This window comes from Stenotrophomonas maltophilia group sp. P373 (genome assembly GCF_053295075.1).
In genome coordinates, this window is sequence record NZ_CM129994.1 from 2,129,996 (window position 1) to 2,151,836 (window position 21,841).

The following is a 21,841-nucleotide window of genomic DNA, read 5'->3' on the forward strand; positions in this document are numbered from 1 at the left end:
GTCCAAGGAACCGACGCATGCTTCACCCCGTACCAAGCGCGCTGGCGCTGGCGCTGGCTGCCCTGATGGCTGCCGGCCCGGCACTGGCAGAAACCGCCACCTCCGCGCCCGCCACGGCGCCGCCTTCCACCAGCGGCGATACCGAAGCCAGCAATAATTTCAGCATTGTCCGTTACCGCGCCGACTACCAGGTGCGGCCCGATGCGGGCAATGTGCAGACCGAAACCTACGAAGTCCTGCTCAAGACCAAGGCCTCGGTCGAGCAGTTCAGCCAGGTGCGGCTGAGCTACAGCGAGAAGATGGAAACGCTGGAGGTGCTTGGCGCCTACACCATCACCGCCGACGGCCAGCGCCGCGACGTGCCGGCCGACCGCATCTACACCCAGGAAAGCTACTCCAGCGCCTCGGCGGCGATGTATGCCGACCGCAAGGTGCGGGTGATCGTGTTCCCGAACCTGGCCCCGGGCACGCGCCTGTACTACCAGGTGCGTCGCACCCAGGCTACGCCGTACTTCCCGGGCTATTTCGGCCTGTGGGAGACCTTCAACGTCTTCACCGAGTACGAGGACGCCGAGGTCACCCTGAGTGCGCCGGCCAACCTGCCGATGTTCGTCGACAGCCGCGGCGTGCAGGGCAGTGACCGGCCGACAGTGAAGAATGGCCAGGCGCAATGGCGCTGGCGCTACCAGCGCCGCGAGGCGATGCCGGCGCAGAACTGGTCGGCGGCGGGCTGGGAGTTCGGCCCGAACATCATGGCCAGCACGTATCGTGACTGGTCGCAGATGGGGCGCGCCTACCAGCTCAAGGCGGGCCCGGCGGCCCAGGTGACCCCGGCGCTGCAGGCGCTCGCTGATGAGATCACCGCCGGCATCAGCGGCCGCCGCGAACAGGCTGATGCGCTGTATCGCTGGGTCGCGCAGAACATCCGCTATGTGGCGGTGTACCTGGGCAACGGCGGCCTGGAGCCGAACAGCGCGCAGAGCATCCTCGACAATCACTATGGTGACTGCAAGGACCACGTGACGATCCTCGAGGCGCTGCTGGCGGCCAAGGGTATCGCCAGCTCGCCGGTGCTGATCGGAGCGGGGGGCGGCCCGACGCTGCCGAAGATACCGGTGCTGGGCCGCTTCAACCACGCCATCACCTATATCCCCGAGTTTGATCTTTACCTGGATTCGACCACCGCGTGGGCACGCTTCGGGCAGCTGCCGGAAGGTGACCTGGGTGCGCCGGTGATGCGTACCCGGGACGCTACGCTGGCGCGTACCCCGGCCAATACGCCGGAGCGCAATGCGACGTCGATGGAAGTGCGTTTTACGTTTGATGCCAACGGCAACCTGCGCGGCGAAACGATTCCGAAGCTGGGCGAGAACGCCGAGATCGGCATGCGCGCGCAGTTCTCACAGCTCAACGCGCAGAACCGTGCGCGCGCTGAGGAGCAGATCATGGCCGCCTCAGGTTTCGATGGGCGAGGGCAGCTGCAGATCCAGGGCGTACCGGTCGACCTGACCCGGCCGTTCGGCTACCGCATGGCCTTCCAGGCCGAGGACTACGCCGACTTCAGCGTGGCCGGCGGCATGGCCGTGCCGGACCCGCCGGGTGGCGAGTCGGTGCGTGGCTTGTACGCCACCGCCTCGGCGCCGGCCAACGAGACGCCGTTCTACTGCAATGCCAGCCTGCGCGAGGAAACCTATCGCCTGCAGTTCCCGGCCAATGCGCCGATCATCGCCATTCCGGCCAGCCAGCGCTTTACCAATGCCGCTGGCGAATACCGGGTGGACTGGAGCCGCGAGGGCCAGGAGGTGATCGTGCACCACCGCTTGCAGCAGAACGCGGTGCGTGGGCCGGAGGCGCTGTGCCAGCCGCAGGACTATCCGGCGTTCCGCGCGCTGTACCGCGAAGTGCGTCGCGGCTTCCGCGGCCAGGTGCTGTACGGCAAGCTGCCGGCATCTGGCGGCTGAATCGCCGATGGACGTTCAGGGCGGCATAATGTCGCCCTGATCGCCCATTCATCTTCTCCCGGGCACACTGGCAACCACCTTTCCTGGCGCCCGCGCCCACAGGATTTCCGCATGAACTTCCGCTTCCGCCATTTCCTTGCCACGACTACCCTGGCCGTCGCCTGTGCCGCTGCCGGCAGTGCCTGGGCCGGTGCCCGCGATGACCTGAAGACCTTCACCAGTGGCCTGAAGGGCCTGGACGGACAGTTCAGCCAGCAGGTGTTCGACAGCCGCGGCAAGGTGAAGGAATCGACCAGTGGCCGGGTGGCCCTGTCGGCGCCGCGCCTGTTCCGCTGGGAATATGTGCGCCCGCACGAACAGCTGATCGTGGCCGACGGTAAAAAAGTCTGGATGTACGAGCCGGACCTGGAGCAGGTCACCGTGCGCGAGCAGGGCAAGGAAGAGCAGAACAGCCCGCTGACTGCGCTGATCAACCCGGCGCTGCTGGAACAGCAGTACGACGTCAGTGAAGAGGCTGCGCAGCGTGATGGCCTGCAATGGCTGTCGCTGTCGCCGAAGCGCGAGACCGAAGCCAGCTTCCAGTACGCCGCGCTGGGCTTCAATGCCCAGGGCCTGGCCAAGATGGAGATCACCGACGCGGTCGGACAGCGCACCGTGATCAGCTTCAGTGGCTGGAAGCGCAATCCAGGCTTTGCTGCCGGCACCTTCAGCTTCACCCCGCCGAAGGGCACGGACGTCATCGGTAATTGATCGAGGATGCCGGGCATGACCCGGCGCTACCTGCTCCGGTGGGTGTCAACCGGCACCGCCTTGATGGGTGTCAACCTTGGTTGACGCAATTTTGATCTGCCGGCCAGCGGCCGGCACTACCGGAATCGTCGTCACCCTGTCGCGGTACAATGAGTGGGTGGCAAGACATCGTTCAACTTCCTTCCCCGGCCCCGATCTGCTGAGCGTTGATCGGGAACATCTGCGCCCGCTGGCCGAGCGCATGCGCCCGCGCACCCTCGACGAAATGGTCGGGCAGAAGCGCCTGCTGGCGCCGGACAGCGCGCTGCGTCGCGCGGTCGAATCCGGGCGCGTGCATTCGATGATCCTGTGGGGCCCGCCGGGCTGCGGCAAGACCACGCTGTCACTGCTGCTGGCCGAGTACTCCGATGCCGAGTTCCGTGCCATCTCCGCCGTGCTGTCCGGCTTGCCGGAAGTGCGCCAGGTGCTGGCCGAGGCTGCGCAACGATTCGCCGAAGGCCGGCGCACCGTGCTGTTCGTGGACGAGGTGCATCGCTTCAACAAGGCGCAGCAGGATGCCTTCCTGCCGCACATCGAGCGTGGCACGATCCTGTTCGTCGGTGCCACCACCGAGAATCCGTCGTTCGAGCTGAACTCGGCGCTGCTGTCGCGTTGCCGCGTACATGTGCTGGAAGCGGTATCGCCAACCGATATCGTCGAGGCGCTGGAACGCGCGCTGGGCGACCGCGAACGCGGCCTGGGCGAGGAGGGTATCGAGGTTGCGCCCGAGCTGCTGCTGGAAATCGCCACTGCCGCTGATGGTGACGTGCGCCGCGCACTGACCCTTCTTGAAATCGCCGCCGAACTGGCGGGTGGGGAGGGCGGTCGCATCACCCCGCAGACCCTGACCCAGGTGCTGGCCGATCGTACCCGCCGCTTCGACAAGGGCGGCGAGCAGTTCTACGACCAGATCTCAGCGCTGCACAAGTCGGTACGCAGTTCCAATCCGGATGCCGCGCTGTACTGGCTGACCCGCATGCTCGATGGCGGTTGCGATCCATCCTACCTGGCACGTCGACTGACCCGCATGGCGATCGAGGACATCGGCCTGGCCGATCCGCGCGCGCAGAGCATGGCGCTGGAAGCCTGGGACATCTACGAGCGGCTCGGCAGCCCGGAAGGCGAGCTCGCGTTCGCCCAGCTGGTGCTGTACCTGGCCAGCACCGCCAAGTCGAACGCGGGCTATGCCGCGTTCAACCAGGCCAAGGCCGACGTGCGCCAGAGCGGTACCGAAGAGGTGCCGCTGCACCTGCGCAATGCGCCGACCAAGCTGATGAAGGAGCTCGGCTACGGCGCCGAGTACCAGTACGACCACGACGCCGAAGGCGGCATCGCGCTGGACCAGACCGGTTTCCCGGATGCGATGGGCGAGCGCGTGTACTACAACCCGGTGCCGCGTGGCCTGGAAATCAAGCTGAAGGAAAAGCTTGATCGGCTGCGCGCCGAACGTGAGGCGGCGAGGGCCGCGAACGGCCGTTGAGCTGGCTTATGTAGCATCGAGCGATGCTCGACTCCGCTCTGGACCGACCCAGTAGCACCTGCGGAAGCAGCAGCCGGGCATGGCTCGGCGCTACAGGGGTAATGGCAGTCGAGTGTGGTTCGTCACCACATTGTCCTGCGGGCGCTCCTTTGGCACACTGCGCGGCTGCTTTTTCAAGGATTGATGCCGTGCAGGAAATGATTCTGCCGTTGAAGCGTTATGCCCAGTTCGAGGGTCGTGCCAACCGTCGCGAGTACTGGATGTTCCAGCTGTTCCTGTTGATCGTCTCCGCCGTGCTGATGGTGCCGCTCATCGCCGGGCTGGTGATGCAGTCCGACGTGCTGGGCATCGCGTCGATCATCCTGTTCGTCGTGTTCTGGCTGGCCACGTTCGTGCCGGTCATCGCCGTCACCGTGCGCCGACTGCACGACTGCAACCAGTCGGGCTGGATGTACCTGCTGGCCTTCGTTCCGTTCGGTGGCCTGGTGATCTTCGTGTTCGCGCTGCTGCCAGGTACACCGCAGGAGAACGTCTACGGCCCGGTGCCTGCGGGGCCGTGAGACTGCGTGAGTCGAGCATGGCTCGACTTCTACAGGGCGGGAAAACGAAGCCGGCGTTTCGCCGGCTTCTTTCTTACTTGATGCTGCAGTCGCCGAAGGAAAGGTAGTCCGTTCCCGAGCTGAACTGCAGCGTGCAGCTTGCGGTGAAAGTCGCGCCTTCTTCCAGCGCGCCCAGCTTGGCCGCCTGGTGCTCGTCGTCGCTGGTCAGCCGGGCCAGGACATTGCCCTGGTCGTCGCCGGCCTCGATCAGCGGCTCGCCCGCCAGGTTGCTGGAGACGCCCAGGGCAACGGCAGTGAATGTCACCGTCTGGTTGAGTTCTTCCATGCCCAGTGACGAATTGCCGGCCTCTTCAAAGGCCTGGTAGAGCGTTGGCAGATCCTGTGCGGCATGGGCGGCCAGCGGTGCAAGCAGGCCGAGGGAAAGGGCGATCAAGGCGGTGCGCTTCAAGGTGTTCTCGCAGTCACGGGATTCATTCCCGTGGATGGTGGTCAGTAGATCCACGCCATGCGTGGATGGGTTTGGCAAAGGTCAGGGCGCGGCCGGCGACTCGATTGCCCATCCATCCGCAGCCCTGCGAGGGAAGGGCGCTCCTGCGCCCCGCTGCCCGGCAAAATAGTGGATCCGGTGTTTCCGGCGCAACCGGGAAAATGAATGCATCGCGCGCGTGATACACAGCGTGACGTTTGATCGATGTGATAATCATTCGCGTTTAAGGTAGACTGCGGTCCCCTGAGAACCGGCGGCCTTGGCCGCTCCTGCCGCCACTGATGAAGCTTTTCGTCCTGCCTTCGCGCCGTGGCCCATTGGCCCGCGGCCTGGCTGCCATGATGATGGGTCTGCTCCTGGCCACTCCTTACGCCCATGCGCAGCAGCGTAATCCGCTGCAGAAGATCGGCCACACCGTGCTCGACGAGCCGGCGGCCAGCTATCGCTTCGAGCGTTTCGTGGTGGACAGCCCGGACCAGCAGCGCCGTTGGCGGGTGAACCTGGCGATCCCGGCCAAGGCCGGCAAGACCCCATCCCCGGTGCTGTACGCGCTGGATGGCAATGCCGTGGCCATGGTGCTGGACCAGCGGCTGCTGGCCGAGCTGGCTGCGCGCAAGGCACCGCCGGTACTGGTGCTGATCGGCTACGACAACGACCTGCGCATCGATTCCAGGGCGCGTACCCGCGACTACACCGCGTGGATCGACCGTGCCGACGACGAGAGCGGCACGACCCAGGCCGTCGGCGGCGGCGCTGCGGCTTTCCTTGATGTGATCGAGCGCCGCATCAAGCCGGAAGTCGAGCGTCGCGCACGCATCGATACGCAGCAGCAGGCGCTGTGGGGCCATTCGCTGGGCGGGCTATTCGTGCTCAATGCGCTGTACACGCGACCTGCCGCGTTCCAGTCCTATCTGGCAGCCAGTCCGTCGCTGTGGTGGAGCCAGGGCGCGGCGCTGGGTGATCCGGAACAGCAGTTCGTGCAGAACGTGCACGGCCAGCCGGCCAAGCTCTGGCTGATGCTGGGCGGCGCCGAGCGCGTCGGTGATCGCGGCAAGCGCGATATGAGCAACCCGCGCGTGGTTGCGCACCTGCGCCGGATCAGTGGCGCCACCCCGGATGCGGCGATGCAGTTGTCCGAGCGGCTGGGCAAGGTGCCGGGCCTGAGCGTGCAGTACCGCGAGTTCGACGGCCTCGGCCATGGCCCGATGCTGCCCGCGTCGTTCCATGCCGCGCTGCATGAGTTGTACGGCGTGACCGACCGCAGCGCCGGCGATGGCGTGCCCAATGGCGGTGACAGCGCCGCCGAGTGAATCCCTTCGCACGCGCTGCCGTGCGACCCCACTACCCAGGCGAGGCTGCCGGCGTGCAGCGGCCCAGGCAACCGATGAATCCCGCGCCACGTGGCGCGGCCTACGTGTGCAAGGAGCCTGCCATGTCGTTCCGTCCGTCTTTCCATCTCACCTCTCTCGCCGCCGGCCTTTTGCTCGCGGTGACCGCCACCGCGCAGCCGGTGTTCGATCAGCCGGCCAACGCCACCTTCAAGGGTGAGGTCGTCTCGCGCGGTGAGAACGTGGTTCCCGGCAGCACCGCCGACGTGGTCGGCCGTGGCTTCGTGCCGGGCCAGAAGGTCAGCCTGCTGCGTGGCGACAGCGTGCTCAACGCACAGCCGGTGGTGGTCGATGCCGATGGCAACTTCAAGACCCAGCTGAGCATTCCGACCGACGCGGTGCCGGGCACCCACCCGGTGGTGGTGCGCGCCAGCCAGCCGGCTGCAGCCACCGTGCTGAAGCTGCGCGTGTCGCCGCAGCTGCCGCTGTCCGGCCAGGCGCAGTTCGCCACCCAGTCCAACAAGCTGGTGCCGGGCCTGTACCAGTCCGCCTACAGCGCCGCCAGCAATGCCGTGTTCGTCACCTCGGCCGTGGGCCGCCCGCCGGTGACCCAGTCGCAGCTGCTGAAGCTGGATCCGAAGTCGCTGAAGGTGATCAAGGCGATCACCCCGGCGCAGGTGCCGGGCAGCACCAACGGCGCGGTCTATGCGGTCTACGGTGTGGGCGTGGATGACGCCAATGGCAATGTCTGGGTCACCAATACCCGGCAGAACTCGATTGCGGTCTACCGCCAGAAGGACCTCTCGCTGGTCCACCAGTTCCCCGTCGACACCGTGCCGCATGCGCGCGACGTGGTGGTCGACGGCACCCACGGCAAGGTGTTCGCCTCGGCCACGGGTGAAGACCACCTGTCGGTGTTCGATGCGAAGACGTTCAAGGAACTGCCGCAGGTGACGCTGGAGTCCGGCGTGGATGATGGCAAGTTCACCCCGATGAGCCTGGTGCTGGACGAGAAGGGCGGCAAGCTGTTCACCGTCAGCATCGGTACCCCGGAAGCGGCGGTGATCGATGTGGCCAGCGGCAAGGTCGACAAGGTCATCGACCTGGGCAATTCGATCAGCGCCTCTGGCGTGGCCTTCGACGCAGCACGCAACCGCCTGTACGTGGCCTCGCAGGGCACCGACAACCTGCTGATCGTCGATGTGGCTTCCGGCAAGGTGCTGCATGACGTGCCGGTCGGCGCCGGCGCGCTGAACGTCGCCTTCGATGATGCCTCCGGCCTGGCCTATGTCAGCAATCGTGGCGCCGGTACGGTCACGGTGGTGAACGGCGACGGCAAGGTGGTGGCCAACCTCGATGGCGGCACCCTTCCGAACCATGTGCGTGCCGACGGCAAGGGCAACGTGTTTGCGGTGAACAAGTCACGTAGCGCCGAAGATCCGAAGGGTGATCGCATCACCCGCATCACCCCGAAGCAGTAAGTCACAGGGCAGGGCGGCGTGCGCGTCGCCCTGCCAGCAAGGAGAATGTCCATGAACATCGCGTCCCGTCTGCGCCTGTGTGCGCTCCCGCTGGCTGTTTCGCTGGCGCTGTCTGCCTGCAGTGGCTCGTCAACGCCGTCGGATGGCCACAAGACTGCCGAGCCGCCTGCCGCAACAGCTGCTGCCGAAACCGCGTTGCCGGCAGGCTGGCAGCGCGTGGCCGGTGCCGAGATGCCAGCGGTGCATGAACAGAAGGCCGTGCTGCCGGCCAAAGTGCATTCCGATGACGGTGCTGACATTGAAGTGTCCGACACCAGCCGGATCATTGCCGGTGGTGACGACGTCATCGCGGTGATCGAGGCGCTGGGACTGGGCAAGCAGGTATTCGCTGCGCCGACCAACACCACCACCCAGGCCGGCCTGGCTGCCCCGCACCAGTTCCTGTTCAACCGCACCACGGGCGTGGAAGGAGTGCTGAGCCTGCAGGGCTCGCTGTTCCTCGGCAACAGCCTGCGCCGCCACACCGAACTGGCGAAAAAGCTGCGCGAGGTGGGCGAGCCGGCGGTGGTCATCGATGACCTGCAGCCGGCGCCGGACAAGGTGCGCAAGGTCGCTGCGGCACTAGGGCTGGCCGAAGCGGGGCAAGCACTGGCCACGCAGGTGCAGCGTCAGCTCGACGAGGCTGCAGCGATTGGCAAGGGCCTGGGCCATGCGCCACGATTGATTCACGTTTCGGCAACCGGCGCTGGCGGCTCGCCCACTGTTGCAGGTGCCGACAGCGCGTCGGCGCAGTTGATCGCCCTGGCGGGCGGCATCAACATCGGTACCGAGGCCGGGGTGAAGAATTACTCGCAGCTGAGCAATGAGGGCGTGGTCGCGGCGGCACCGGAAGTGATCCTGGTGACCGAGCATGACCTGCAGCTGTTCGGCGGTGCCGAGGGCCTGTGGAAGGCATACCCGACGCTGAAGCAGACCCCGGCCGGGCAGGCCAATCGGGTCTGGGTGATGCCGGATGTGCAGCTGAAGTACACCAGCGTGGGTTCTGGTGCGGGCGCGCTGGCACTGGCCAAGGCCCTGGCAGCGTTGCCGAAGGCATGAGTCCGGCGGATCGGCGCCGTCGTCGCGGGCGGGCGATGTTGATGGTGGTGTTGCTGGCACTGCTGGGGGCAGTGCTGGCGTCGTTCGCCGTGGGTCCGTTGCGGTTGCCACCGCTGGAGGTGATGCAGGCGCTGGCGGTGAAGCTGGGCCTGCTTGATCCACAGGCGGTCAGCAGTCGCGACCTGGCCGTGGTCTGGCAGCTGCGCATTCCGCGCGCCCTGTTGGGCGCAATGGTTGGCGCCTCGCTGGCGATGGCCGGTGCCAGCCTGCAGGGCCTGTTCGGCAATCCGCTGGCCGACCCCGGCATCGTCGGTGTCAGCCAAGGTGCTGCGCTCGGGGCAGTCGCTGCCATTGTTCTCGGCGCTGCCGGTGCCGCCGGTTGGCTGGTGCCGGTTGCCGCCTTCGTCGGTGGCGCCCTGGCCATCGGCCTGACCTATGCGCTGGCGCGGCCGGGCAAGGGCAGTGGCAATGCGACGCTGCTGCTGGTCGGTATCGCGATGGCGGCGTTCTGTTCGGCGCTGATCGGTTTTCTCACCTATATCGCAAGCGAAAGCGAACTGCAGTCGCTGGTGTTCTGGCAGATGGGCTCGCTGGCACGTGCCAACTGGGCCGATGTGGTGGCGGTGGTGCCGCTGTTTGCGATTGGCGTGTTCGCGTTGCAAAGATTGGCAACGCCGCTGGACATGCTGGCGCTGGGCGAGCGCCCGGCCCAGCATCTGGGGCTGGATGTGACCCGCACGCGGCGCCGACTGGTTGCGTTCAGCGCGCTGCTGGTGGGGGCGGCGGTGGCGTTTGCGGGCTCGATCAGCTTCGTCGGCCTGGTGGTGCCGCACGTGGCGCGCCTGCTGGTGGGTCCCGGCCATCGCTGGTTGCTGCCGTTGTCCGGCCTGCTGGGTGCACTTCTGATCGTGGTGGCGGATACGGCCGCGCGCACGCTGGATCCGCCCGCGGAGATTCCGCTGGGCCTGTTCTCGGCCGCGCTGGGTGCGCCGTTCTTCCTTTGGCTGGTGCTGCAGCAGCGCCGCAAGGCGGTGCCATGAGTGTGCTGCTGAAGCTGCACGATGTGGTGGTGCGCCGCCAGCAACGCGAGATCCTGCACGGCATTTCCTTGGCGTTCGAACCGGGTACGGTGACCGCACTGGTGGGCCCGAACGGTGCGGGCAAGTCCACGCTGTTGGCGGTCGCGGCCGGCGACCTGCGCGCCGATGCGGGCGAGGTGAGCCTGTTGGGCAGGCCGCTGGCCAGCTACAAGGCAGGGCCGCTGGCGCGCGAGCGCGCGGTGATGCCGCAGGAGCACGGCGTGCGTTTTGCCTTCAGCGTCGAAGAGGTGGTGGCGATGGGGCGATTGCCGCATCCGCCGGATCCGCGTGTGGACGACGCGCAGGTGGAAGCTGCCATCGATGCCGCCGAATTGCAGGCCCTGCGCCTGCGCGAGGTGCAGCAGCTGTCCGGCGGTGAGTCCGCCCGGACCACGTTCGCGCGCGTGCTGGCACAGGACACGCCATTGCTGCTGCTGGATGAGCCTACTGCTGCGCTGGATCTGCGCCATCAGGAGCGCACGCTGCGCAGTGTGCGTGCCTGTGCACAAGCCGGTGCGTGCGTGATCGTGGTCCTGCACGACCTCAATCTGGCGGCCGGCTATGCCGACCGTATCGTGCTGCTGGAGCAGGGTGGCGTGGCGGCCGACGGAACGCCATTGCAGGTGTTGACCGAGGACAACCTGCAGCGCGTGTACCAGCAGGATGTAGTTGTGCTGGAGCATCCGCGTCGTGGGGTGCCGCTGGTGGTGGTGACCTGAGCGAAGGTCCGCCAGGTTGCTCCGGGTATCATGGCGGCTTCGTTTTCTTCAATGGACTGATGCCATGTTCCGCACGGTTACCCGCAGCGTGCTGCTTGCCGCGATGATTGCTTCCGTTTACGCAGCCCATGCAGCGTCGACCTCCCAGGTTTCGCTGACCAACGCGGCCGAGAATGCCTCGCTGATCGAAACCCGGCATTCCAGTGGCGACGGTGCCGCAGTGACGTCGATGAAGACGCAGTACTTTGCCAACGAGGAAATGTCGGTGAGCTGGGACGACCAGCAGGTACTTGTGCTGTGCAGTGAAGCGGCGTACCTGCAGATTCCTGCCGCCAAGCTCAAGGCCGGAGCGCTGACTACCGAGCAGCGGCAGATGATCGTCTATCAGGCACTGATGTCCGGCTTGGGGGCTGTCGCGGGGGTTGTCGGGCCGGCAGGCGAGGTGGTAACCGTGGCGGATGACGGTAGCGAGACCCGCAGTGTTGGCGAGAACAGCTGGGCATACGGTATCGAGCGCTACGACGTGATCAGTCAGCGGCTGCCGGATGGTGCTCTTCGGGTCCGAACCCGCAAGACGGAAACCGTGAATACCACGCCGCCGGCGGGCCCGGACGACACATTCAGCACCGAAGATGATCAGGCGGCACGCCTGTCCGAGCTGGCGCCGGTGGGGAGCTGGATCGAGGTCGTGATTCATGGTGGCCCACGGCTGCCGCACGTGGACCCGGCGATTTCGTTGAAGGGCTGGATGTCGATGGGGGATGACCAGCCTGCAACAGTGGCCGAGGCGCGCAAGCTGCACGGCTGCAAGTGAGGGCTGCCAGGGGGCAGAACCCTTTGCCCGGGGCAAAGGGATCTGACCCCGATCTTTGCTGGTCTCATCGTTCTATTTATGTTTGCAATATTCACTTGCGCGCCAGATTGGCAGGTCTAGAATGCGCCCCATGAACCGGATGCCGCTCCTGAAGTTTTTCACCCTGACCCGCGCAAGCGCGGAACGGGCGTGTCTGCCTGGAGCTCCACAGGGCCGCTGAAGCGGCTATCGCTGGATCATCCACAGAGCGCCCTTCGGGGCGCTCTTTTCGTTTCTGCAGTTTCATTTCCCTAACCCGACGTACCGCAAGGAGAACGTGCCATGCACCAGATCGCCGAGACCGAACGCTAGCCGCGCACCCTGTCGCCAACCGGGGTGCGCGGCCCCCATCGTTGGCTTTGCAGGAACCTATCTCATGAACACCCAAGTCCTTTCCCGCCGTCGCAACCTTGGCATCATTGCCCACATCGACGCCGGCAAGACCACGCTGACCGAACGCCTGCTGTGGAAAAGCGGCGAGATCCATCGCGTCGGCGAAGTGCACGACGGCAATGCGACCACCGACTTCTCGGCGATCGAGCGCGAACGGGGCATCACCATTGGCGCGGCCGCCGTGCAGGCGCAGTGGGCACCGCGCGACCTGCCGGCGCATCGATTGACCCTGATCGATACTCCCGGCCACATCGATTTCGCCATCGAAGTCGAACGTTCACTGCGCGTGCTCGACGGTGCCGTGGCCGTCTTCTCGGCCGTGGACGGCGTGCAGCCGCAGTCCGAGACGGTGTGGCGCCAGGCGCGTCGCCATCACGTGCCGCTGATCGCTTTCGTCAACAAGATGGACCGCGTAGGCGCTTCGTTTGAGCGCGTGCTGGAGCAGCTGCAGGACAAGCTGCGCGCGCGGCCGTGGGCGCTGGGCGTGCCGTTGGGCAGCGAAAGCGGCTTCAATGGCTGGGTCGATCTGGTCGATGAGCGCATGCTGCAGTGGCAGGAAGGCGGCGCAACCACGGTGACCCCGTGGGACGAAGCGGCGCGGGCCCAATGGCAGGCCCAGCGCGATGCGCTGGTCGAAGCCGTGGCCGATCATGACGAAGAACTGGCCGATGCCTGGCTGGAAGGTCGCGTGATCGATGCCGGGGCGCTGCGCGCGGCAATCCGCCGGGCGACGCTGGCAGGTGCAGGCGTGCCTGTGCTGGCCGGTGCTGCGTTCAAGGACAAGGGCATCGAGACGCTGCTGGATGCCGTGGTCGATTACCTGCCGTCGCCGCTGGATCGCCCTGCTGTCAGCGCCGAAAGCGATGAGGGCGAGGTGATGCTGCCGCCGGATCCGGACGGTCCACTGGCAGGCCTGCTGTTCAAGATCACCCACCAGCAGCACGGCGCGCTGAGCTTCGTGCGGCTGTACTCGGGCACCTTGAAGGTGGGCGACGCGGTGGCCAGTTCGCAGCATCCTCAAGGGCGGCGTGTCAGTCGCCTGGTGCGGGTGCAGGCCGACCAGACCCATGACATCGAGCAGGCCGTGGCCGGTGACATTGTCGCGGTACTGGGCTGGAAGGATGCGGTCAGTGGCGAGACGCTGAGCAGCCGTGCGCAGCCGCTGCGGCTGGAGAACATCCAGGCCCAGGCGCCGGTGCTGGCCTGGCGGTTGGAGCCGGCGCGTGCGGCGGATCTGATCCGGATGGCGCAGGGACTGGCCAGCCTGGCCCAGGAAGACCCCTCGTTCCGTGTGGAAACGGACCGGGAAACGGGTGAAACCCTGGTCTGGGGCATGGGCGAGCTGCACTTGGAAGTGATGGTCGAGCGCCTGCGCAGCGAATGGAAGGTCGACGTGGCCGTAGGTGCGCCACGCGTGGCCTACCAGGAGACGCCGATGCGCCCGATGACCGGTGTCGTCGGGCGGCTGGTCAAGCAGACCGGTGGACAGGGCCAGTTCGCGCACGTGGTGCTGGATGTGACGCCGCGCGACGACGACCTTGTCGTGTTCAACGACCGCATCGTCGGTGGCGTGGTGCCGCGCAGCTTCATCGCAGCGGTGGAAAAGGGCGTGCGTGCCGCGCTGTCGGAAGGTCCGCAGGGACATCCGGTGGTCGGCATCGAGGTCAGTCTTGTCGATGGCCAGACCCATGCCAAGGACTCTTCGGAGATGGCGTTCCATCGCGCAGGCGCCGAGGCGATCAAGGCGGCGCTGGCCGAGGGTGGCACGCAGCTGCTGGAGCCGGTGATGGCGGTGACGGTGCATTCGCCGTCGGCGTCGGTGGGTGATGTGGTCGGCGACCTCAACCGGCGCCATGGCCGCATCGCCCGCATCGAGGACCAGGACGGTCGTGCCGAGGTCAGTGGTTTCGCGCCACTGGCGCAGTTGGTGGGTTACACCACCTCGCTGCGTTCGCTCAGCCAGGGGCGGGCCAGCAGTGAGGCGCACCTGCACGGCTATGAGCCAGTACGCGCGGCATGAAGAAGGCAAGGGAGCCCGTTCGCGGGCTCCCATTTTTTTTGTCCGGGTTTCCGTATCCACGCATGGCGTGGATCTACCGGGTGACCGGGTCGCGAGCTCTGCAGTAGATCCACGCCATGCGTGGATGGATCCGCACCGACACGGCAACATTGGCGCTGCATCGCACCAAATCTGTAGAAAAAGCTGGATTAAAGTGATGCCTCACGATAAATTGCGCACCCCCCGTTGCTCGCCGCCGCCCGCACCCCTCTCATGCGTGATGACAAAGACCCCGGAACCTTGGAGCTGACCCTGCCGCGCAAGCGCGGTCGTCCGCCCAAGTTCGGGTACGCGATGAGCGATGCGCAGCGGGCGGCGCGCTATCGTGCGCGCAGGGCAGGGCAGGCCAATCATGCCGACGTGCGTTCCTGCAGCGACATGGTGCTGCTGGACAAGATCCGTGCGGCGGTCAGTGCCCGCGACACCGAGCTGGCCGGTTTCCTGGTCCACGTACTCTGGCAGCGCTACCCCCTGCAGCTGAAATAGTTCGCCGGTGGGGTGGCCGTTGTCATCGAGCTTGTTGATAATGCGGGATTCAGGTTGTTCCCGCTGGCGTGCCCGGGATGGCAGGCGCGCATGATCGAACGGTTCCCAACATGACCACCACCAGCGACACCACCACCGAAGCGGCGCCGAGCGGCGCCCCCCTGTTCTATACCCGCCCGGTGCCGCTGCAGGCCGATGTGCATGCCGATCTGCGCATCCTACCGGGCAAGCTGGAGTTCGCCGCCGGCAACAATGCCATTCCGCTGGTGCTGGGCGAGTTCTCGCTGGCCCTGCACCACTTCCCGATCCTGTTTGCCGGCCCGAGCGCGGTTCCGATGGCTGCCGTGGGCGTGTCCGACCAGAACCTGTTCATCAAGGATGGCCTGTGGGAAGACGAGGCCTACATTCCCGCCTACCTGCGCCGCCACCCCTTCATCTTCATCGACACCGGTGCGGAGAATGATTTCCTGCTGGGCATCGACGAAGAGAGCCCGCGCGTGGTCAAGGGGGGCGAGGAAGGCCAGCCGCTGTTCGTTGACGGCAAGGCCACCGAGATGGTGCAGCAGGCCCTGGAATTCTGCGGCCAGTACACCCGCGAACACGAACAGACCCAGGCTTTCTCCAAGGCCCTGGTCGACAACGGCCTGCTGGTGGAGCGCAACGCCACCGTGCGTATCCCGGATGGCCGGGAGTTCAACCTCAACGGCTTCCTGGTCGTGGACGTCGAGAAGTTCGTGGCGCTGCCGGAAGCAACCGTGGTCGAGTGGCACCGCAGTGGCTGGCTGGCACTGATCCACCAGCACCTGATGTCGCTGGGTCGCTTCAATGACCTGACCCGTCGCCAGGTCGAGCGTCTGGCCGCGTGATCAAGGGGTTCGGCAGGGTTCCCGCGACGCGGGCGCCCTGTCCGGCCTGCAGTACGCACAGCAGGCGACGTGCGTCGGTCCAGTCTGGCGTGGCGTCCTGCGCCAGATCGACCAGCTCGGCCGCGATTGCGGCGTGCTCGCATTGACCCAGCATCTGTAGCGCGCCCTGCAATCGGTGCGCGTGATAACCGAGCGCCGATGCGTCTGCACGATCGACAATCCGCTCGATCCTGCTGAGTTCATCGCAGATGTCGGCGCTGTAGGCCGCGTCCATTTCAGTCGCCGGCTCAAGCGCGTCCAGGCTCCCCAGCGCCGGAATGCCCAGCGCAGCGAGCAGTTCGGCGGCGCGCAACGGCTTGGCCAGCACCGCATCGAAACCCGAGCGACGGCAACGTGCGTGGTGACCTCGCCCGGTGCGGGCGGACAAGGCGATCAGGCGGAGCGGATGCCCGTTACGGGCGCGCAGTTCGCGTGCCAATGCGTAGCCATCGATGCCACGCAGCCCGATGTCGATCAACGCGGCAGGGCGGGGGTGGCGTATCTGTTCGGCCAGCGCGCTGGCCGCGTCTTCCAGGGCACATACCTCGGCGCCCCAGCGCCGCAACTGTTCAGCAATGACGTGGCGATTGAGTGCGTGGTCCTCCACCAGCAGCAGTTGCAGCCCGGCCAGTGGCGTGCCCTCCACGGGCATGTCCCGGACACTCTCGGCAGAGTCAGCTGCGCACACCGGCAGGCGCAGGATGAAGCGGCTGCCGCGACCGAGGACGCTGTGCACGGTCAGATCGCCTCCCATCGCACGCGCCAGCTCGCGTGCAATGGAAAGCCCGAGGCCACTACCGCCACGCTGCTGCCCATCGCTGCCTTGACGGAAAGGCTGGAACAGTTCGGCTACCTGTGCTGGCGCGATCCCGATCCCGCTGTCGATCACCTCCATCAGCAGCTCCTGCGGCCGCGCTGCTGGAAGCAGTTGCAGGCGCAGCTCGATGCCGCCGATATCACTGAACTTCACCGCATTGGCCAGCAGATTGCTGGCAATCTGGCGTAGCGCATCACTGTCTACCAGAATGATCGGCGAAGGTTCGGCCGGGGCATCAAGATGCAGTTGCAGCCCTTTCCGTTGCGCCTGTGGCCGAATGGCCTCCAGTGCCTGCCGGCAAAGCTGGGTCGCATCACAGGCTTGTGCATGCGGCCTGAAAGCGCCGCTGGCGAGACGCGAAAAATCCAGTGCGCGATTCAACAGGCCGCGCAGGGATTGGCTGGCGCTGCTGGCAGCGGCGAGCAGATCGCGCTCGCCTTTCGGCAGTGCCGATTGTCCAAGCAGCTCGATCGAGGCCAGTACGGCCTGCGCAGAATTGCGCATCTCGTGACTGATCATCCCGATGGCCTGCGCGCTGCGGCGGTCGCCCCGTACCCGCAGGTGACGGGTCATGGGCCACAGCAGCAGGGCGACCAGCAGAGGGGCCAGCAACAGCCAGCCGCGCGGGGGCGAGGCCTGCATCCAGTCCAGTGCGTTTCCCGCCGCTGCTGGCAGGGTCTGGCCTGCCCACAGGTGGAGCAGGCTCGCATGTTCCTCCAGTGTGATCTCCCGCAATGCCTGTCCGATGCGTTCAAGCAGCTGCTGGTCTTCCTGGCGGACGAGCAGGTAGAGGTCGGTGGAGAAGTCGCTGTCGAATGGCTGCAGGCGCAGGCTGCCGTTGAAATGGCGTCGAACCAGCGGGCGCAGCGTGGATTCCAGGCCAATCGCCACGTCGGCCACGCCGGATTGCACTGCCGCCAATGCTGCGTACCGATCAGGCAGGGGCTGCAGCCGGATCTGAGGGTGATGCGCGCGCAGCCAGCCGGCGTAGGGCCCGCCTTCAACGACGGCGACGACCCGGCCGTCGAGCTCGCGTATCTCCCGTGGCAGCCATTCGCCGGCGCGCCCTGCCAGCAGGGTGGCGCCACCCCGGAAGCGGCTGGACGCGGCAAGGTCGGGGCAGGGTAGCTTCTGGTGTCTCGCACCGCCAAACACCATGACCAGGTCGGCCTCGTGATGGCACACAGCGAGGATTGATGCGGCGGTCGTCGGGTAGGGCTGTTCCAGGAAGCTGAGTTGGGCGTGACGCGCCACCAGGTTGGCGTAGCCATGGGCGAGCGTCGGCGGTGATGACGGATCGGCCATCGCCGCGGGCGCGGGGCGTAGGGACGGGGCGGTGGAGACCCGCACGCTGCTGCCCGGCAGCCAGCGTGGTGACCGGATATCTTCCGCCGACGCAGCGGGAAGGAGAAGCAGCACCAGCAACCCGAGGATCAGCAGGCACGGGCGCAATGGCGCATGGCGCCTCACGGAGACTCCAGCCGTTCACGCAGCGCATAGATCTCCACATCGCTGCGCAATCCCAGCTTGCGCAGCACCGCGACCTTCTGTGTGCTGACGGTCTTGATGCTGCGGTGCCGGCGCAGCGCGATCTCCGATACGGTCAGGCCTTCCAGCAGCAGCTCCAGTACCTCCCGCTCGTTGCGGCTGAGCTCGCCACGATCACCGGCCAGCCTGACGTCCGGCGGAATCCGGATCAGGCCCTGGGAGACGCGCACGATGGCGTCGGACAATGCCGCAAGGGGTTCGGCCTTGCTGACGAACCCACCGAGTCCGGCATCGATCAGGCTGTTGAGATTCGTGGTGGGAGAGAGCGTGGCGAAGGCCAGCATTGGTGTGCGCGGGAATTCGCGACAGAGCAGCGTAACCAGCTCGATGCCGCCCAGGTCGCCACGGGCGAGCGTGAGATCGATGATGGCCACATCCACGGGCAAGCGGTGCAGGCTGTCGATCAGCGCACCGCTGCAACCATGGCTGGCGACGATGTCGAACCGGAGATCGCCTGACAGGTGCAGGGCGGTGCCGCGACGGACGACTTCATGGTCGTCCAGGAGCGCCAGGCGAAGCCGGCGCGGTGCAGGAAATCCATTCATGCGCGGGAGGTGGTCAGCGCCCGTGGGCGTGGCCGCCATTCTGGCGCCGCTGTCGCGTCGAACATCGAATTTGTTGCGTTTTTACGACTATTCCTAAAGATCGATGTATGAGCTCCATCGATAAGAGCTGATCCATGGGCTGGACGTATCGTCAGGTTGAAAGCCGTGTGGACGCAGTGTCCTGGCGCGCTCTCGCTGGGTACAGGTGGCCTGGGTTGCAGGGCTGCCGGCACCCTTCGAGGGGGTGTTAATGTGACGCGTCACGCCGAAGTGCCTGGTCACCCGCGAGCCGAGTGGTGGGCGGTTAGCGATCTATCGCACCGACTGAGGTACGCGCCTGAGCCTGCCGGTGTCGTAGCCCATGGCCGCGATGCGCTCCACGGCGTGCTGGTAGTCGCTGTCCGACACGTGCGGGGTACGCGCCATGTACCAGACATAGTCGCGCTTGCTGCGTGCGACGATGGTCTGGCCATAGTCGTCGTCCAGCCAGGCAATCACATACTCAGCCTGGATCGGCCAGACGAACTGCATGCCCCAGATCGCGCCATTGCCGTTCTTCTCCACCCGGCCAACCGGGTGCATCGACTTCTGCGGGGCGTCGAAACTGCCCTTGCGATAGGTGAAGGTCGTCTGGATGCGCCCGTCCGGCCGCAGTGCATAGCTCTCAACCGCGTCGAAGGCCTCGCGCTCCGGCCATGAGGGTATGTGGGCGATCACATACCAGTCGCCCATGAAGCGCGGCACGTCCACCGAGGGCGGGCGGGGCAGGGGACGGGTATCGCTGGAACTGCAGCCGGAACCGAACAGGCTCAAGGCCAGCAGGGGAAGCAGGGAGCGCATGCGCATGTCACACCTCAACGGGGACGGAACAGATAGTGGGCAACCAGCCACTGCTGGCCATCGTCGTAGCCGAACAGCTCGGCGCAGGCCATCCAGAACATGCGCCAGCGCTGCCACCAGATCTTCGCCGCGGCCTGGCCGTAGGTTGCGACCAGTACCGGCATCACCGCCTCGCGGGCCGCATCCTGGTTGGCCAGCCAATGGTCGGCGGTGCGCTGGTAGTGGGTGCCGTCCAGCAGCCAGCGCTGATCGAGTCGCAGGTCGCGCTGGAAATGCAGCAGGGTGTCAGCGGCCGGCATCAGGCCGCCGGTGAAGAAGTGGCGCCCCATCCAGTTGTCGCCACCCTCGGTCTCGAACGGGTACATCAACGTGCGATGGGCGAAGATGTGCACGAACAGCGCACCGTCGGGCTTCAGCCACTGCGCGATGTGCGCCAGCAGTCGCTGGTAGTTGCGCACATGCTCGAACATTTCCACCGAGACACAGCGATCGAAGCGTGCCGTGGGCAGCTCAAGCTGGTTGACGTCGCGGGTCAGTACCTCGACGTTGTGCAGGCCCCTGGCCTGGCATTGCGCCATGATGTGCTGGCGCTGGCTGTGCGAGTTGGACACCGCAGTGATGTTGGCCTGCCGATAGCGTTCGGCCATCCACAGGGTCAGCGAACCCCAGCCACAGCCCAGTTCGAGAATCTGCTGGCCGTCGGCAAGTCCGGCACGCTGGCCATACAGTTCCAGCATCGCCTCCTCGGCCTGGTCCAGCGTTTCGCGCCCGGTGGGGTAGTAGCAGCTGCTGTACTTCAGCCGCTTGCCCAGGCAGGCCTGGAAGAATGCCGCGGGAACTTCGTAGTGCTGGCGGTTGGCCGCGTCGGTATGCAATGCGAGCGGACTGTCGGTCAGTTCTGCGATGCGACGGCTGAAGCGCGCGGACTGTGCCTCGATACCTCCCGCCGATTCCTCATGCAGGCGTTGCGCGCACAGGCGCCGGATGCCGGCACGCAGCGCCGCATCGGGAACCAGCCCGCGTTCGGCCCAGGCGATCAGCCCGGTTTCCGCATCTTCGGCCGGATTCAGTGACGGGATCGCGCTCATGCGGAATGCTCCTTGGAAGAACGGGGGAACCAGGGAAAGAACATGGGCGTGCTGCGCTGGTAGGCACGGTAGTCGTCGCCGCGGCTGCGCAACGCCTGCTTCTCGGTGAAGGGGATACCGCTGAGATAGCGCAGGAACAGATACATCAGCAGCGGCCCGGCCCACGCCAGCCACCACAGGGGGGAGCCGACGGCAAGCAGCACATAGGTGAACCAGTGCAACCACTCGAAGAAGTAGTTGGGGTGGCGTGAATAACGCCAGAGCCCTTCGCGGCAAGTGCGGCCCTTGTTCGCCGGGTCGGCGCGGAAACGCGCGAGTTGGCGGTCGGCCAGGCTCTCGCCGCCGACGCTCAGCAGCCAGGCCAGGGCTGCGGCGACTGTCCACGGTGTCAGGCCAGCATGGGGATTGGCTGCCACCGCAACGAAGGGCAGGGCGAACAGCACGACCAGCAGCGCCTGCGCCATGAAGAAGCCAAAGATCTTGCCCTGGTGGCTCTGCCAGTGTTCGCGCAGATAGCGGTAGCGCCCGTCTTCGGGTTCGCTACGGACCCGGCGCCACAGGTGCAGCGCCAACCGGCTGCCCCACAGGCCGCCGAGCAGGCCCAACGCAATCCGGGGCAACATCGCGCCATCGCCGAGCAGCGCCAGCAGCAGGGCAGAGGCACCCACGCCCTTGGCCCAGAGCACGTCGACGACGCCGATGTTCTGGTGGCGGCGTTGCCAGGCCCAGCCCCAGCTCATCACCAGCACGGCGTACAGCAGCACCCACAGCAGATTGATCATGGCGATGCTCCAGCCAGGGAGGGCGGGGTGGTGCGAGAGCCGCGACGAGCGGTGACGCACAGCAGCGAAAGCGCGATGCACCAGCCCGCGCCCAGCACCAGCAGGCCCTGCCACGTGGGTGCGGCGAAGCGGACCGCATCGAAACCGCGCGCTGCGGAGAGGTAGGCCAGCGGTGCCAACAGCAGGCCGAACAGGGCCGGCAAGGCAGGGTGGCGCAGCAGGAAGCGCATCGAGGTGGTCAACGTCATCGCGAACGCGGCCCACAGCGCCATGATCCAGGGAGGCGGCACCCAGCCCAGCGGGGCGGCGGCGTAGCGCACGGTGCCGCTGGCGGCAGCACTGGCGTCGACCAGCCATGCGCAGGCCAGTGCCAACACCATCAACCGAAGATCCAGCCGTGGTCGCGGCGACGTCAGCAGCTGGCTGCCGATGTAGAGAGAGGCTGCCAGCAACGCCGGCCACTGCCAGCCGCGCCCGGCGCCGGCCACGGCGCACACCCAGACCAGCTGGTTGCCAAGCAGATTGGGCCAGAATCTGCGCATC

Annotated in this window: 20 protein-coding genes; 13 read left to right on the plus strand and 7 right to left on the minus strand. The window is 66.4% G+C overall.

Features of this window, described 5'->3' with window-relative positions; genetic code table 11:
• Window positions 1-17 precede the first annotated feature (17 nt).
• From ACSYHF_RS09850 to ACSYHF_RS09865, 4 genes are all read left to right on the plus strand, one after another.
• Window positions 18-1,961: a DUF3857 domain-containing protein gene (locus ACSYHF_RS09850; RefSeq protein ID WP_329915299.1), complete on the plus strand. Its 1,944-nt coding sequence runs from the start codon at window positions 18-20 to the stop codon at window positions 1,959-1,961.
• A 111-nt stretch (window positions 1,962-2,072) separates the two neighbouring features.
• Entirely contained in the window at window positions 2,073-2,711 is a 639-nt protein-coding gene (lolA, locus tag ACSYHF_RS09855) for an outer membrane lipoprotein chaperone LolA (RefSeq protein WP_111127699.1), read from the plus strand.
• 241 nt (window positions 2,712-2,952) lie between these two features.
• On the plus strand, window positions 2,953-4,230 hold the full coding sequence (locus tag ACSYHF_RS09860) for a replication-associated recombination protein A (protein ID WP_242014726.1): 1,278 nt from the start codon (window positions 2,953-2,955) through the stop codon (window positions 4,228-4,230).
• 188 nt (window positions 4,231-4,418) lie between these two features.
• Window positions 4,419-4,790, plus strand: coding sequence for a DUF805 domain-containing protein (locus tag ACSYHF_RS09865; protein ID WP_026346975.1), 372 nt, complete (start codon window positions 4,419-4,421; stop codon window positions 4,788-4,790).
• 73 nt (window positions 4,791-4,863) lie between these two features.
• Here ACSYHF_RS09865 and ACSYHF_RS09870 read toward each other — a convergent pair whose 3' ends face one another.
• On the minus strand, window positions 4,864-5,238 hold the full coding sequence (locus tag ACSYHF_RS09870; protein WP_005416493.1) for a hypothetical protein: 375 nt from the start codon (window positions 5,236-5,238) through the stop codon (window positions 4,864-4,866).
• Between the two features lie 320 nt (window positions 5,239-5,558).
• Here ACSYHF_RS09870 and ACSYHF_RS09875 point away from each other — a divergent pair, with 320 nt between their 5' ends.
• From ACSYHF_RS09875 to ACSYHF_RS09915, 9 genes are all read left to right on the plus strand, one after another.
• Window positions 5,559-6,587: an alpha/beta hydrolase gene (locus tag ACSYHF_RS09875; RefSeq protein ID WP_197599023.1), complete on the plus strand. Its 1,029-nt coding sequence runs from the start codon at window positions 5,559-5,561 to the stop codon at window positions 6,585-6,587.
• A 122-nt stretch (window positions 6,588-6,709) separates the two neighbouring features.
• Window positions 6,710-8,086: a YncE family protein gene (locus tag ACSYHF_RS09880; RefSeq protein ID WP_329915301.1), complete on the plus strand. Its 1,377-nt coding sequence runs from the start codon at window positions 6,710-6,712 to the stop codon at window positions 8,084-8,086.
• A gap of 51 nt (window positions 8,087-8,137) precedes the next feature.
• Window positions 8,138-9,184, plus strand: coding sequence for a heme/hemin ABC transporter substrate-binding protein (locus tag ACSYHF_RS09885; RefSeq protein WP_329915303.1), 1,047 nt, complete (start codon window positions 8,138-8,140; stop codon window positions 9,182-9,184).
• Window positions 9,181-10,224 carry a FecCD family ABC transporter permease gene (locus ACSYHF_RS09890; RefSeq protein ID WP_329915305.1) on the plus strand — a complete coding sequence of 348 codons (1,044 nt, stop codon included), beginning with the start codon at window positions 9,181-9,183 and terminating at the stop codon, window positions 10,222-10,224. The genes ACSYHF_RS09885 and ACSYHF_RS09890 overlap by 4 nt, the downstream gene beginning before the upstream one ends.
• Window positions 10,221-10,982, plus strand: a complete 762-nt coding sequence (locus ACSYHF_RS09895) for a heme ABC transporter ATP-binding protein (protein WP_005416498.1) — start codon at window positions 10,221-10,223, stop codon at window positions 10,980-10,982. The genes ACSYHF_RS09890 and ACSYHF_RS09895 overlap by 4 nt, the downstream gene beginning before the upstream one ends.
• A 64-nt stretch (window positions 10,983-11,046) precedes the next feature.
• Window positions 11,047-11,796 carry a hypothetical protein gene (locus ACSYHF_RS09900; RefSeq protein ID WP_111200894.1) on the plus strand — a complete coding sequence of 250 codons (750 nt, stop codon included), beginning with the start codon at window positions 11,047-11,049 and terminating at the stop codon, window positions 11,794-11,796.
• Between the two features lie 415 nt (window positions 11,797-12,211).
• Entirely contained in the window at window positions 12,212-14,248 is a 2,037-nt protein-coding gene (gene fusA / locus ACSYHF_RS09905) for an elongation factor G (RefSeq protein WP_447576376.1), read from the plus strand.
• 252 nt (window positions 14,249-14,500) lie between these two features.
• Window positions 14,501-14,773 carry a hypothetical protein gene (locus tag ACSYHF_RS09910; RefSeq protein WP_005409616.1) on the plus strand — a complete coding sequence of 91 codons (273 nt, stop codon included), beginning with the start codon at window positions 14,501-14,503 and terminating at the stop codon, window positions 14,771-14,773.
• A 110-nt stretch (window positions 14,774-14,883) separates the two neighbouring features.
• Window positions 14,884-15,639 (plus strand): SapC family protein, encoded by a 756-nt coding sequence (locus ACSYHF_RS09915; protein ID WP_053496662.1) that lies wholly within the window; start codon window positions 14,884-14,886, stop codon window positions 15,637-15,639.
• Here ACSYHF_RS09915 and ACSYHF_RS09920 read toward each other — a convergent pair.
• From ACSYHF_RS09920 to ACSYHF_RS09945, 6 genes are all read right to left on the minus strand, one after another.
• Entirely contained in the window at window positions 15,596-17,965 is a 2,370-nt protein-coding gene (locus ACSYHF_RS09920) for an ATP-binding protein (protein WP_447576377.1), read from the minus strand. The genes ACSYHF_RS09915 and ACSYHF_RS09920 overlap by 44 nt on opposite strands.
• Window positions 17,962-18,588 carry a LuxR C-terminal-related transcriptional regulator gene (locus ACSYHF_RS09925; RefSeq protein ID WP_447576433.1) on the minus strand — a complete coding sequence of 209 codons (627 nt, stop codon included), beginning with the start codon at window positions 18,586-18,588 and terminating at the stop codon, window positions 17,962-17,964. Before ACSYHF_RS09925 ends, ACSYHF_RS09920 begins: the two co-directional genes overlap by 4 nt.
• Before the next feature lie 312 nt (window positions 18,589-18,900).
• On the minus strand, window positions 18,901-19,434 hold the full coding sequence (locus tag ACSYHF_RS09930) for a lipocalin family protein (protein ID WP_005416504.1): 534 nt from the start codon (window positions 19,432-19,434) through the stop codon (window positions 18,901-18,903).
• Window positions 19,435-19,442: 8 nt separating this feature from the next.
• Complete coding sequence (locus tag ACSYHF_RS09935; protein ID WP_005416505.1) at window positions 19,443-20,516, minus strand: SAM-dependent methyltransferase; 1,074 nt, start codon at window positions 20,514-20,516, stop codon at window positions 19,443-19,445.
• Window positions 20,513-21,298, minus strand: coding sequence for a DUF1295 domain-containing protein (locus tag ACSYHF_RS09940; RefSeq protein ID WP_053496659.1), 786 nt, complete (start codon window positions 21,296-21,298; stop codon window positions 20,513-20,515). Before ACSYHF_RS09940 ends, ACSYHF_RS09935 begins: the two co-directional genes overlap by 4 nt.
• Window positions 21,295-21,840, minus strand: a complete 546-nt coding sequence (locus tag ACSYHF_RS09945; protein WP_447576378.1) for a DUF2878 domain-containing protein — start codon at window positions 21,838-21,840, stop codon at window positions 21,295-21,297. Before ACSYHF_RS09945 ends, ACSYHF_RS09940 begins: the two co-directional genes overlap by 4 nt.
• Window position 21,841 lies beyond the last annotated feature (1 nt).

Excerpts from the sequence above, each read along its gene's own strand:
- ACSYHF_RS09875 (WP_197599023.1), top strand. The coding sequence starts at position 5,559 with ATGAAGCTTTTCGTCCTGCCTTCGCGCCGTGGCCCATTGGCCCGCGGC.
- ACSYHF_RS09885 (WP_329915303.1), top strand. The coding sequence starts at position 8,138 with ATGAACATCGCGTCCCGTCTGCGCCTGTGTGCGCTCCCGCTGGCTGTT.
- ACSYHF_RS09925 (WP_447576433.1), bottom strand. The coding sequence starts at position 18,588 with ATGAATGGATTTCCTGCACCGCGCCGGCTTCGCCTGGCGCTCCTGGAC.
- ACSYHF_RS09940 (WP_053496659.1), bottom strand. The coding sequence starts at position 21,298 with ATGATCAATCTGCTGTGGGTGCTGCTGTACGCCGTGCTGGTGATGAGC.
- ACSYHF_RS09860 (WP_242014726.1), top strand. The coding sequence starts at position 2,953 with ATGCGCCCGCGCACCCTCGACGAAATGGTCGGGCAGAAGCGCCTGCTG.
- fusA (WP_447576376.1), top strand. The coding sequence starts at position 12,212 with ATGAACACCCAAGTCCTTTCCCGCCGTCGCAACCTTGGCATCATTGCC.
- ACSYHF_RS09895 (WP_005416498.1), top strand. The coding sequence starts at position 10,221 with ATGAGTGTGCTGCTGAAGCTGCACGATGTGGTGGTGCGCCGCCAGCAA.
- ACSYHF_RS09915 (WP_053496662.1), top strand. The coding sequence starts at position 14,884 with ATGACCACCACCAGCGACACCACCACCGAAGCGGCGCCGAGCGGCGCC.
- ACSYHF_RS09945 (WP_447576378.1), bottom strand. The coding sequence starts at position 21,840 with ATGCGCAGATTCTGGCCCAATCTGCTTGGCAACCAGCTGGTCTGGGTG.
- ACSYHF_RS09890 (WP_329915305.1), top strand. The coding sequence starts at position 9,181 with ATGAGTCCGGCGGATCGGCGCCGTCGTCGCGGGCGGGCGATGTTGATG.
- ACSYHF_RS09935 (WP_005416505.1), bottom strand. The coding sequence starts at position 20,516 with ATGAGCGCGATCCCGTCACTGAATCCGGCCGAAGATGCGGAAACCGGG.
- ACSYHF_RS09880 (WP_329915301.1), top strand. The coding sequence starts at position 6,710 with ATGTCGTTCCGTCCGTCTTTCCATCTCACCTCTCTCGCCGCCGGCCTT.
- ACSYHF_RS09850 (WP_329915299.1), top strand. The coding sequence starts at position 18 with ATGCTTCACCCCGTACCAAGCGCGCTGGCGCTGGCGCTGGCTGCCCTG.
- ACSYHF_RS09910 (WP_005409616.1), top strand. The coding sequence starts at position 14,501 with ATGCGTGATGACAAAGACCCCGGAACCTTGGAGCTGACCCTGCCGCGC.
- ACSYHF_RS09900 (WP_111200894.1), top strand. The coding sequence starts at position 11,047 with ATGTTCCGCACGGTTACCCGCAGCGTGCTGCTTGCCGCGATGATTGCT.
- lolA (WP_111127699.1), top strand. The coding sequence starts at position 2,073 with ATGAACTTCCGCTTCCGCCATTTCCTTGCCACGACTACCCTGGCCGTC.
- ACSYHF_RS09930 (WP_005416504.1), bottom strand. The coding sequence starts at position 19,434 with ATGCGCATGCGCTCCCTGCTTCCCCTGCTGGCCTTGAGCCTGTTCGGT.